Origin of the sequence: Pseudomonas sp. J452 (genome assembly GCF_024666525.1) — a bacterium.
Classification (GTDB): domain Bacteria; phylum Pseudomonadota; class Gammaproteobacteria; order Pseudomonadales; family Pseudomonadaceae; genus Aquipseudomonas.
The window spans coordinates 4,095,269-4,107,102 of sequence record NZ_CP088294.1 but is presented as its reverse complement, the minus strand read 5'-3'; the positions used below and the strand labels follow the sequence as shown (position 1 = coordinate 4,107,102).

Sequence of the window (11,834 nt, the reverse complement as noted above, 5' to 3'; positions counted from 1 at the left end):
CAACCCCGGTAGCCGCGAGGCACCGGGGTTTTTTCTGTCTGCGCGCAGCGGGCGGGGCGGGCGGAACAGTTGCCTGCGCTATACGAGCGCGACTGTGCTGTACGGTCGAGAAAAGCGCTAACTGTACCCATCGATATTGCCCATGTTCGGCTACTGTTCTGGTACAGAAACTCAGTGAGTGTTCGCCATGACCAGTTTGTTGCTTTACCAACGCATCGCCCAGCAGCTCGCCGAGGATATCCGCCGCGGCGTCTACCAGCCTGGCGAGCGCGTGCCCTCGGTACGCAAGATGAGCTCGCAACTCAGCGTCAGCCACGCCACCGTGTTGCAGGCCTACGCCAATCTGGAAGACCAGGGGCTGATCCGCGCCCGTCCGCAATCCGGCTTCTACGTGCACCAGAGTGCCGCGCTGACCGCCTCGACACCGGACATCGCGCGGGTCGAGCTACCGAGTCTGGTCACCCGCAGCAGCATCATCAGCCAGGTGCTCACCGACTCGCGTCAGGACGGCGTGTTTCCGCTGGGCGCCGCCGTGCCGCACGTCGATTACCTGCCGGCGCGGGCGCTGCACCAGCAGTTGGCCAAGGTCACCCGTTTCCACAGCCCGCGTGCCTTCAGTTACATGTTCAGCCCTGGCTTCGAGCCGCTGCGTCGCCAGGTGGCGATCCGCATGCGCGATGCCGGAGTGGTCGTCGATCCGTCGGAAGTGGTGATCACCCATGGTTGCGTGGATGCCATCCACATGGCCCTGCGCGTGCTGACCAAACCCGGTGACCTGATTGCCGCCGAGTCGCCGACCTACTACGGCCTGCTGCAACTGGCCGAGTTGCTCGGTCTCAAGGTGATCGAGATTCCCTGCGACCCGACTACCGGGATGAGCCTGGAAGCCCTGCAACTGGCGGCCAACCAGTGGCCGATCAAGGCACTGGTGCTGACTTCGCGGCTGAGCAACCCCATGGGCGGCAGCATGCCCGAGGAGCGCCAGAAGCAGCTGCTCAAGTTCACCGCCGACTACGGCATCCAGGTGATCGAGGACGATATCTACGGCGAGCTGCTGTTCGAGCCTGGCCGGATCAAGGCGCTCAAGGCCTACGATCGCGAGGATCAGGTGGTGTACTGCTCAAGCTTCTCCAAGACCATCTCGCCGGGCGTGCGCATCGGCTGGATCATCGCCGGGCGTCACCAGGACGAGATCGAGCGCCTGCAGACCTTCAGCACCCACTCGGCCTGCAGCGTCACCCAGATGGGTGTGGCCGCCTACCTGGAGAATGGTGGCTATGACCGCCATCTGCGTCATATCCGCCAGGAGTACCGCAAGAACATGACCGCCTACCAGCTGGCGGTGCAGCAGTACTTCCCGGAAGGCACGCAGATGACCCGCCCGCATGGCGGCTTCATCCTCTGGGTCAGCCTGCCCGGGCGGGTCAGTGCCAAGGAATTGCATGTGCGGGCCTTGCAGCAGGGCATCAGCGTGGCGCCGGGGCTGATCTTCAGCAACACCGAGCAGTTCAACAACTGCCTGCGCCTGACCTGCGGCGTGCCGTGGAATCGCGAGGCCGAGCGGGCGATGATGACCCTCGGTATGCTCGCCGGGCAGCTGTGCCAGGAGGCCGCGGCGAACCACTGATTCTTCACCCGCCTTAACCCGAATGATTTGATGGCTTCGTCTACCTGAGCGAATGAACCTTTCGCCCCAGGAGACCGCCATCATGTCCGACCTCAGCACCCTGATCCGCCAACCCCTGCTCGCCGGTTTCAGCGCCGGCCTGGCTCTGGCGCTGGCCGCCTGCAGTGCCGCCAATAACGACGCCCCTGGCGACGCCGAGAAAAAAGCCGCGGCCAAACCGATCGAACCGGTCGTGCAGCAGCACGTGCTGCATGAAGAAGTGGACGCCAATGCAGCCTATCGCGCGCCGGCCAAGATCAAGGCCGAAGCGGTCAGCGTCGCCGGCGCCATGGAGGCGCGCAAGATGATGCCGCAGAGCATGCCGATGATCGCGCCGGCGCCGCTGGCCGACAGCGCCCAGTTTGGCTATCAGGACGTGTACCGCGAGCAGTACCAGAAAGTCGCCGACAACCCGGTGCATGCCGTGGCCGAGCAGCCGGTGTCGACCTTCAGCATCGACGTCGATACCGGCAGCTACGCCAACGTGCGGCGCTTCCTTAACGACGGCAGCCTGCCGCCCAAGGAGGCGGTGCGCCTGGAGGAGCTGGTCAACTACTTCCCCTATGCCTACCCGCAACCGAGTGGCGACACCCCATTCGGCGTTGGCACCGAGCTAGCCAGCTCACCGTGGAACCCGCAGACCCGCCTGCTACGGGTGGCGATCAAGGCCTCCGATATGCAGGCCGCCGACCTGCCGCCGGCCAACCTGGTGTTCCTGGTCGACGTGTCCGGCTCCATGGATCGCCGCGAAGGCCTGCCGATGGTGCAGAGCACCCTCAAGCTGCTGGTCGATCAGTTGCGCCCGCAGGACCGCGTGGCCCTGGTCACCTATGCCGGCACCTCCAGCGTGGTACTGGAGTCCACTGCCGGCAGCGAGAAAGCCAAGATCCGCGCGGCCATCGACCAGCTCAGCGCCGGCGGCTCCACTGCTGGCGAATCGGGTATCCAGCTGGCCTATCAGGAAGCGCAGAAGGGCCTGCTCAAGGACGGTATCAACCGCATCCTGCTGGCTACCGATGGCGACTTCAACGTCGGCATCAGCGACTTCGAAACCCTCAAGCAGCTGGCCGCCGACAAGCGCAAGACCGGCGTGTCGCTGACCACCCTGGGCTTCGGCACCGATAACTATAACGAGCAGTTGATGGAGCAGCTGGCCGACGCCGGCGACGGCAACTACGCCTACATCGACAACCTGCGCGAGGCACGCAAGGTGCTGGTGGATCAGCTCAGCTCGACCCTGGCCGTGGTGGCCAAGGACGTGAAGATCCAGGTCGAATTCAACCCGGCCGAAGTCAGCGAATACCGCCTGCTCGGCTACGAGAACCGCGCGCTGAAGCGCGAGGATTTCAGCAACGACAAGATCGACGCCGGCGAGATCGGTGCCGGGCATACGGTTACCGCGCTGTATGAAATCGTTCCGGTCGGCGCCAAGGGCTGGCTGGAGCCGCTGCGCTACGCCGAGGCCGGCAAGGCCGCGGGCAAACCCGGCGAGATCGCCTGGCTGCGCCTGCGCTACAAGGCGCCAGAGGGCGGCAGCAGCAAACTGGTTGAGGTGCCGATCGATAAGGGCGAGGGCGTGACCCCGATCGCCCAGGCCAGCGAGGACCTGCGCTTCGCCGCCGCCGTGGCCGCCTTCGCCCAGCAGCTAAAAGAGGGCAAGTACACCGGCGAGTTCGGCCTGGCGGATAGCGCTAAGCTGGCCCGTGGAGCCAAGGGTGAAGACCGCTACGGCCTGCGTGCCGAGTTCGTACAGCTGGTCGAACTGGCGCAAAGCCTGCAAACTCCGGAGGCCCATGCAAAACTGCCCTGACGTTGTTGCTCCGCCTTGTCGTAGTCGGTCTACTGCCTGCGGCGAAGCGCCTAGTCAGGGGCGCTTCGCTCAGTTTTGCCCGAGCCTCCATTCACATGTATGAGCATACGTGCTTGAACCTACCCATGAAGGACGATGACGCCGCGCTGCTGCGGCGTTATCGCCAAGGTGATGCCGGGGCCTTTGCGCAGCTGTACGAGCGCCATCGCCTCGGCCTGTTTCGTTTCCTGCTGGGCCTGTGTGGCGACCATGCCCTGGCCGAGGAGGTGTTCCAGGACACCTGGATGAGCCTGATCCGCAGCGCCAGCGAGCAACGCGAGGCGGTGTTGTTCAAGACCTGGCTGTACCAGATCGCGCGTAACCGCCTGATCGACCACTGGCGCAAGTCCGGTCGCCACCAGGGAAAGCTCGATGAGTACGACGAGCAGCAGCACGCCAGCGCCGATCCGGGCCCCGGCCCCGAGCAGCAACTGCTGCTCAGTCGTGACCAGGAGCGCCTGCAGGCAGCCCTGGCCGACCTGCCCGAGGAGCAGCGGGAGGTGTTCCTGCTACGCGCCCATGGTGATCTGGAACTGCACGAGATCGCCGACCTCACCCAGACCCCGGCGGAAACCGTGAAGAGTCGTCTGCGTTACGCGTTGAACAAGTTGCGTCGGCTGCTGGCCGATCCGGCTTCGGCCGAGGAGGTATCCGCATGAGCCCCCAAGACAAAGACCTGCAGCAGGAACAGCAACTGCTGCAGCATTACCGCCAGCACAGCCAGGGTGAGCCGTCTGCCGCCGTGGATGCGCTGATCCTTGCCGCCGCCCGCCAGGCCGTCGTGCCGGCTACGCCGAGCGCCGCCCAGCGCCTGCATGGCTGGCTGTTCGGCCGCGGCAGCCGTACCCGCTGGTCGGTGGCGTTTGCCGGTCTGGCCACGCTGGGCATCAGCCTGAGCCTGACCTGGCGCACCCAGGAACAGGCGCCCACTGCCTACGATATACCCGCGCCGGTCGCTGCCGAGGCGCCGGCAGCACCCATGCTGGGTGAAATGGCGCCGCAGGTGGCCCGCGAAGCTCACCAGCCGTCTGCCGAGGTGGAGTACAAAAAAGCCGAGGCAGCGAGCAAGAAGGCCGAGGCCGCCGAGTCCATGGCCGGAGCGGTCGCCCCCAACGTGGCCTACAGGGCCTCCCCGCCGGTTACAGCTCTGCAGCCTCAGGCAGCACCGGCCAAGCCGGCCGCAGCGCCGCCGGCCGAGGCCCTGGCCGATTCCGCCGCGGCGCCAGTCGAAGCGGATATGGCTCGTGCAAAGGCTCGAGACCAGGCCGCCGCCCAGGCGTTTGCCAAGGCCAAGGCCGCTTCCGAGGCGCGAGACAAGGACCATGCACAGGCGCAGGCAGGTGGAGGGCTGAGCGACTCACTGAGCGAGGATCAACTGGCGGAGACCCTCGGGCACTCATCTGTTGACGAGGCGCCGCCATTGGAGCTGCAACTGCACAATGTGCTGCGTCTGCGTCAGGAGGGTATGCACGCCGACGCTGATCGGCTGCTGGCGGTGCTCAAGCAGGAATACCCGCAGCGAGATCTGGACGCCGAGCTCAAGCGTCTGCAGGGCGAGACGGAAAAGCCGGCCAGTTCCCGCTAGTGGCGCTGACGTACGGCTAAAATGCGGCTCCTTCTCGCGCAAGGAGCCGCGCCGTGTCGTACGAAGAAACCCCGGAAGAGGCCAAGGCATCGCTGAGCAAGATCGTCCTGATGTTGCTCTGGGAACTGGCCAAGCTGATCGTGCCGATTGTAGCCGTGGCCCTGCTGCATCCTCTGGTGGCGCTGGCTGTGGTGCTGTCGTTCGGCCTGCTGAGCGGCCTGTGCGCCCGGCTCAATTGGCTGAAAACTGCCAATGCGCTGAGTTGGTTGCTGACTGCCTCGGTCATCGGCTTGAGCTTTTCCGTGTTCAACTGGATGTCCAGTTGGTGGGGTATTCCGGTCTGCGTGATTCTGCTGCTGGTCGGCATGGCTTGTGTGAGCAGCTACGAGCGCTACCTGGGGCTGGCCAAGGCCAAGCCGCAGCCGATCGAGGCGCCCGCGCAGCGCGGGGCCAGCGCCTGGCATGGCGATGATCTGCTGACTCCTGAGGGCGAGCCGGTGCGTTGTCTGTCCATGGGCGAGATCGCCATGGGCGGGCCGACCTACGGCACCTACCTGTTTCCCGATGGCGTGCTGCTCGACGGCCTGGGTTCCTCTGTGCGCTTTTCCAGTAGCGGCCGCTACTTTGCCGCGCCCTTGCCGAGCCGCGAGGGCTGGGGTCTGCTGATCCTCGATCGGCAGGAACGGCGGGTGTACCGCAATGCCGAGATCGGCGAGTTCTGGGAAATCGACGAGTTCACCGACCAGGCCATCAGCGGTCGGCACAGCCCGCTGGTGGGCAACCAGGGCTATCGCATGCAGCTGGCCGACCTGCTGGCGCAAAGCGAGGGCGTCGATCTGGTGGCGGTACGCGACCTGTGGCTGGAACCAGGCTGGCACCAGGCGTCGGCGGACAAGGCATTCCCCGCGCCGGCCGGCGAGCATCGCCTGCGTGGCATCAGCCACCTGCCGGACAACCTGCGTGAGCTGGACGACCCCACCGAACTGCTGCGTTACCCGGCCCTGCGCCTGGAGATCGATGGCGCGTTGAGCGAACTGCTGATCGATGCCGACGAGCAGCCGCTGTGGCGTGCCGACGGTCAGGCCCTGATCTGCCACGCCATCACCCTGGCCGCCACCCGGCGTTGGCCGCGCGCGCTGTGGCTATGGCAGGCCGACCAGGGCTGGCAGCAACTGCCCGCCGGCTGGGTCCAGGCCGAAGACGAGCCGGATCTGTTCTGGGAGGCGCCGATTTGCCTGGATCAGGAGCAGTTGCAACTGGCCGGCAGCTTCAACGCGCCCTATCTCGATCACCTGCATTTTGGTTACAGCCTGCACAGTACCTATAGCGATAACGAGGTTGGCGTGGGCCACGATGGCGAGGGGCGCATCCTGCTCGGCGAATACCGCCGCAGCCGCCTGACCCTGCTGCAGCCGCTGGCGGGGCAGGGCGTACGCGGTGAAGCGGGGCTGTTGAGCCAACCGCTGCTCGGCGAGGTCGCAGCACGCTTCGACTGGCGCCGCGACAGCCAGGACGGTCGCCTGGGCGCCTATGCCTGCCGTATCGGCGACTGGCAGCTGGAGGGCGAGTGGCTGCTCGATCACCGGGTTTCCGACTGCGGCCGCTACCTGGCTCTGGTCGCCTTTGCCGAGGCGCCGGCGGTGGCGCATCGGGTCTATGTGGCCGATCTGCAGCAGCGCCGCCTGCTGGCTTACGCCGGGCAGCCGCTGGTGGCGCGTCTACTGGATTTCCGTGGCGGCGTGCTGCGCCTGGCCGAGGTGCTCGGGCGCTTCGGCCGGGATGAGCACGATACGCCGCTGCGCCGTTTCGACCAGGCCGCCCCGGCCGCCGAGCGCGCCACGCGCTTTGTCGAGGGGGATGCCAGCACGCGGCCCTATTATCAGCCACTGGATCTGCGCGTCGTTGAACAGGATCTGCAGGCGCTGCCGAACTGGCGCCTGGTCGAGCGATCTCAGGTGGCCAATGCCGATGGCGACTTCGTCCTGCCGGCGCCGGGCGGCCGTGATGCACTGTGGCTGTTCGGCGCGCAGAGCGAGTTTTTCGATCATTACCTGCGCGAGCGTCATCCACGCGGCGGTGGCTGTTTACTGACCGCTTCCGGCCTGGGCCTGGCCAACCTGGGGCCGTCGCTGATCTGGTCGGAGGATGGCCGCTACCTGGCCCTGACTCGCTATATCCGGCGCATGGAAGCCAGCGAGCGGGTCGACACCGATCAGTGGCACCTGCTGCTGCTCGATGTACAGCAGCGCACCCTGCGCGATACGGCCAGCCATATCGGCTGCATGCCACAGTTCCTCGGTTTCGACGTCGGCGGTATCGAATTGCGCGTACTGCCGAGCGACTGGGAGCATGAGGACTCGGCCGGCGAATGGCAGGCACGGCGCATCGAGCTGAGCCAGCTGCTGGCGTTGTCCTCGGTCGAGTTCGAGGCCCGTGGTGCGCTGTGGCTGCCACCGGAGGAACTCGTGCGGGCCGGCCAGTGGCAGCGCCTGGATAGCAGCCATCTGCAGCCCTGGCGCCTTAGCTAGCAATATCAGGGCAAGGCGCTCTGCTTGCCATAACGCCGGGCAGGGGTGAGCATAAGGCGTCCTGTTTCGATCCTGCCTTCCATGACAGCTTTTCGTTTAACTGCTCTGGTGCTGGCGCTGGGCCTGCTCGCGGCCTGCGACGAACCACCCAAACCCCCCGCGCCGCTGCCGACCCCGTCGCGCACCGAGGCAGTGCCCGCTCCGGCGAGCGAACCGCCGGCCAGTGTGCCGGCAGAACCAGCCATCACCGCAGCGGCTGCCAGCAAGCCGGCCGTCAGCGCCAAACCTGCTGCAACGCAGAGCCAGCCGCACAAGAACCAACCCGCCCCCGCCAAGGTGCCGCCGGTCAAACCCCAGCCGTTACCACCGGTCAAACTCGATCTGCGTCTGCCGGCCGAACTGGTCGAGCAGATGGAATTCGAGCCGCTAGAGGAATTACCGGCAGAGCCTTTGTTGCCACCGTTGTTCGTGGAAAAGCCAACTGAACCGGGGCCGTTCCAGCTCAATGGTCGCTTGATCACCAATGACCAGAGCGAGGACTACTGGGATTCGGTGGAAGGTGCCGAGCTGCAGTTCGAGTTCCGCAACTAGCTGTGTTTTCGGCTAACGCCATCCCTGTTCAGGGCGTACTGGTTTCTATGCGGCGCCAAAGCTCTGGCCAGTTCTCAGCCCAGTTGTGTGCGTGATCGTAGCCAGGCAGAACCCAGACCTTGGCCGTGGCTCGGCTCGGATAGCCGGCGACAAAGCCTTCGGTCAGTTCAGATGGGGTAACCAGGTCGGCGCTGCCCACCAGGTGCACCTGCTTGATTTCCACCAGCCTGGTTCGCAGGTCTGCCGGATTGAGCGAGCTGCGCAATGGCTGGACCTTGTGGTGACGGGTCCAGGCCGCATGGTCGAGATTGCCACTCACGCTGATAACTCGTTGCACATCGTCGCGGCGTGCGGCGAGCAACAGGGCCAGTGCCGCGCCGCCGGAGTAGCCGACCAGGGTGAGTTGCTTGGCATGGGCGCTGGCTTTCAGCTGGCTGACGGCCAGGTCTAGGCTGGCGACCACCTCTTCGGCGAAGCGCGCATCGGTCCAGTAACGTTGCGCACAGGTGCCACGGTCAGCTGCCAGAAACTGACAGGGGCGTGCCAGGTAGGCGGCATTGCCAGCCGGCTGAGCCAGCGCCAGGTGTAAGGCGAGCGGATTGAGCGGAGTCGGATCGCTTGAGGGTTGGCTACGGTTGAGCCAGGCAAAACCATCGCCTTCGAGATACAGCGTCAGGTGTCGCTCGCGGGTGAGGTGTGCAGGGGTGAAGGCTTGCAGGGCAAAAGACGGCGTGTCGATCTCGATACTCTGCCAGCCGTGCTGGCGAACCAGTCCCATGGCTTGTTGCCTGCGCATGTCCGCTGTCGGTACCGAGGTGCAAGCCCCGAGTAGCAGCGCCAGGAATAGGGTGGGTATGCGCAGGTTAGGCATCAGGCAGAGTCGCCATGACCAGGGGATACCCAGCATAGGTCGCGGGGGATCCCTGGCCAAAGAGGTGAATGCACCGACTCATCCTGCAAGAATGAGTCGGTCGAACGTCAGAACGCCCAGCGGGCCTTGACCGAGGCGCCCTGGTTGAGGAAGTCGCTGCGCGACTCGGCGTCATAGCGCAGGCTGACTTCGGTGCCGTTGTCCAGGGTGTGGCTCAGACCCAGGCCGGCATGGCCCCGCCACGGTTCCGGATCGAGACCATGGGTCGTGAAGGCCGCACCTGCTGCCCCAGCATAGCTAGAGGTGATGGCGGTTTGCTCGTTGATCAGGTCATAGCCTGCACCCAGGTTGGCGCTGAGCACGGTGCTGGCGCTGATGCGGTAATCGAGCTTGCCATCGAGGCTGAGGATCAGCTCCTCGGCATCGCGACTGTCAACGTCGAGGTTCAGCGTGCCGGCGCCTTTCTCCTGGTACGACTCCTCGCCGATCCAGGTGTAGTCGGCACGCACCGATGGCACGAAGGTCAGTTGTTCGCTGAAGCGCAGGCTGTGCTCCAGGCCCAGGCCGGCATGGGCGCTGTAGCTGTCGTAGTCGGCCTTGGCGATGCTGTCGGCGAACGGCAGGTGGCGCGTGCCTTCGTTGCGGTTCTGTCCCACATCGACCTGGAAGTTCAACTCGGTATCGGGGGCCAGGGCGTAGCTGCCGTAGCCGATCAGCTGGAAGGTATCGATCTGCGCATTCTGCGCAGCGATGCTGGAGTCGCTATCGACGTCGGTCTGGGCATAGACAAAGGCCAGGCCTAGGCGAGTTTGCTCGGATACCGCTGCATCGGCACCGATGGCCAGGCCCTTGCTGTCAGCATCGTAGCCTGAGACGTTGTTACGCTCGTCCTGGTCGGCCCAGGAACCGAAGGTCTTGATCCACAGGTTTTCTTCGGACAGTGGCGCGTCGCCGGAAGACAGACCGCCATTGTGGGCCTGGCGGGCCTGAATCACCCGGTTGATGCCGGACAGAGTGCTGCTAAGAGCGCCGCTGGTACCGCCGGTAAGCAGGGGCAGGGTCTGAGTGACGGCGTCGGAGACTTCCTGCTCGCTGCTCAGGCCGACGAACTGGGAAGCCAGCTCGCCGGTTGGGTCGCTGGCGATCACCTCATCCAGCACCTGAGCTGCGCCTTCGGCCGGGTTGTTGCCGGTGCTCTGGACGCTGTCCAGTACGCTGGCGGCTCTGGCCAGGGTCAGGTCGACGGTGTTGCCATCCTTGATGGCGCCGAAGTTGAACAGCTGCGAGTTGTCGCTGACGGCGAAGGTGCCGTCGCTATTCAGGGTGGTGGCGCTCAGTACGTCCTGCAGGCTCTGGACGCTGAAGCTGTAGTTGGGCTCGGTCACGTCCACCGCGATCTTGGCGTTGCTGGCCAGGGTGGCGCTGCCATCGACCACCAGCTTGCCGTAGCTGGTGTCGCTGGCCACGCCGATCTTCAGGGTGCCAGTGGTGGCCTGGGTGTAGTCGCCGTACAGGGTACCGGTTACACCGGCCGCCAGCTGCAAGGTACCAATATTGTTCAGGCCATTGCTGGCCGTGATACCTGAAGCGAGTTCATCCGTGCTGGTGGAGCCAATATCCATGTTGAGGACTGCGCCGTTCTCGATGATGAAACTACCTACTTCGTAGGCGTTTTCATTGCTGAACGAGGCGCCAGACTTGAGCGTAAATTCGCTAGCTGGGGCGAACACGTCCCCAATCACGCGCGCCTGGGTTCCAGTGATGTCGATATTGCTGAGGCTGGAGCCGTCGTCGACTACTTCAATGGCGAGATAGTCACTGCTGATCGTACCGCTGTTGATCAGCCGGTCGATGTGCGAGCTGTGCCAGACTTCAACGGCAACCATTCCGGCACTGATGATCCCGCTATTGTTGAGCAGTCCGACGTTTGAGGCGCCTATCAGACTGAGGCCGTAGGTATTGCCGTTGATAGTGCCACTGTTGTTGATCATATCGGCGTTTGCGCCGAACAACGCAACGCCATGCTCATTGCCGTTAATGATGCCGTCGTTGTTGATTTGGTTGGTACTGCCATAGGCCAACATCACAGCGTACAGATCACCACCAATTAAGCCGGTGTTGGTTATGCCATTGATAACGGTGGTTCCGACCAGGGACAGCCCGGCAATGTCACCGACAATAGTGCCGGCATTGTCGATATGGCCGATGGTTATGTCATAAAGCCACCCATCTGCGTGAATACCTGCTTCTTTGCCATGAATAGTCGCACCGGCCAGGTTGGTGATGCTGATGCCGTTGGTCGCACCAGCGCCAGCTTGCAGCAGGATGGCTGCGCCGGGAGGTAGGAGGTTGTTTATACCGTATGTGCTGACAATGTTGCCGGCGTTGCTGATGGTGCCGAAATCGTTGTAGGCATAGACGGCCGGGCCACTTGACTCAGTGATGCTGCCGCTGTTGGTGACGGCCACGCTGCCGCCATTGGGCAGGTAGCACTGGTGGGTGACGGCTGTGCTGATCGTTGTGCTGGCTCCAGAGCAGGTGCCAGGGACTGCATGCGCGCCACCGGCCAACAGACTGAGGCTCAGTCCGGCAATGATCCGACGTGTGCCACTGCATTTACCGCGCGCGGCGGTGTGTTCATCAGTCACGACGAATGCCTGGCGTGCGTGGCTCCATACGATGCGAAAAGCTGTGTTCATGACGTCCTCAGGATTGTCAGGTGGCTCACGTGAACCTGGCCAAGC

The 11,834-nt window shown here is 64.4% G+C and carries 8 protein-coding genes; 6 read left to right on the top strand and 2 right to left on the bottom strand.

The genetic code is table 11. The annotated features are described in order from the left end of the window. Nucleotides 1-187 precede the first annotated feature (187 nt). The 6 genes from LRS11_RS18635 (at nt 188) to LRS11_RS18610 (ending at nt 8,219) form a co-directional block, all read left to right on the top strand. Complete coding sequence (locus tag LRS11_RS18635; protein WP_260494346.1) at nt 188-1,627, top strand: PLP-dependent aminotransferase family protein; 1,440 nt, start codon at nt 188-190, stop codon at nt 1,625-1,627. Nucleotides 1,628-1,709: 82 nt separating this feature from the next. Beyond that, nucleotides 1,710-3,476 (top strand): vWA domain-containing protein, encoded by a 1,767-nt coding sequence (locus tag LRS11_RS18630; RefSeq protein ID WP_260494345.1) that lies wholly within the window; start codon nt 1,710-1,712, stop codon nt 3,474-3,476. A gap of 113 nt (nt 3,477-3,589) precedes the next feature. Continuing rightward, nucleotides 3,590-4,174 carry an RNA polymerase sigma factor gene (locus tag LRS11_RS18625; RefSeq protein WP_312026983.1) on the top strand — a complete coding sequence of 195 codons (585 nt, stop codon included), beginning with the start codon at nt 3,590-3,592 and terminating at the stop codon, nt 4,172-4,174. Continuing rightward, the gene (locus tag LRS11_RS18620; protein WP_260494343.1) at nt 4,171-5,100 is read left to right on the top strand and encodes a hypothetical protein; all 930 of its coding nucleotides are present in this window, start codon (nt 4,171-4,173) and stop codon (nt 5,098-5,100) included. The genes LRS11_RS18625 and LRS11_RS18620 overlap by 4 nt, the downstream gene beginning before the upstream one ends. A 53-nt stretch (nt 5,101-5,153) precedes the next feature. Then, on the top strand, nt 5,154-7,628 hold the full coding sequence (locus tag LRS11_RS18615) for a hypothetical protein (RefSeq protein ID WP_260494342.1): 2,475 nt from the start codon (nt 5,154-5,156) through the stop codon (nt 7,626-7,628). A gap of 81 nt (nt 7,629-7,709) precedes the next feature. Continuing rightward, nucleotides 7,710-8,219, top strand: a complete 510-nt coding sequence (locus LRS11_RS18610; protein ID WP_260494341.1) for a hypothetical protein — start codon at nt 7,710-7,712, stop codon at nt 8,217-8,219. A 28-nt stretch (nt 8,220-8,247) separates the two neighbouring features. Here the strand turns inward: LRS11_RS18610 and LRS11_RS18605 are convergent, their stop codons facing one another. Beyond that, a complete protein-coding gene (locus LRS11_RS18605; protein WP_260494340.1) occupies nt 8,248-9,015 on the bottom strand; it encodes a dienelactone hydrolase family protein in 768 nt (255 codons plus the stop codon). A gap of 182 nt (nt 9,016-9,197) precedes the next feature. Continuing rightward, entirely contained in the window at nt 9,198-11,789 is a 2,592-nt protein-coding gene (locus tag LRS11_RS18600) for an autotransporter domain-containing protein (RefSeq protein WP_260494339.1), read from the bottom strand. Between the last annotated feature and the right edge of the window lie 45 nt (nt 11,790-11,834).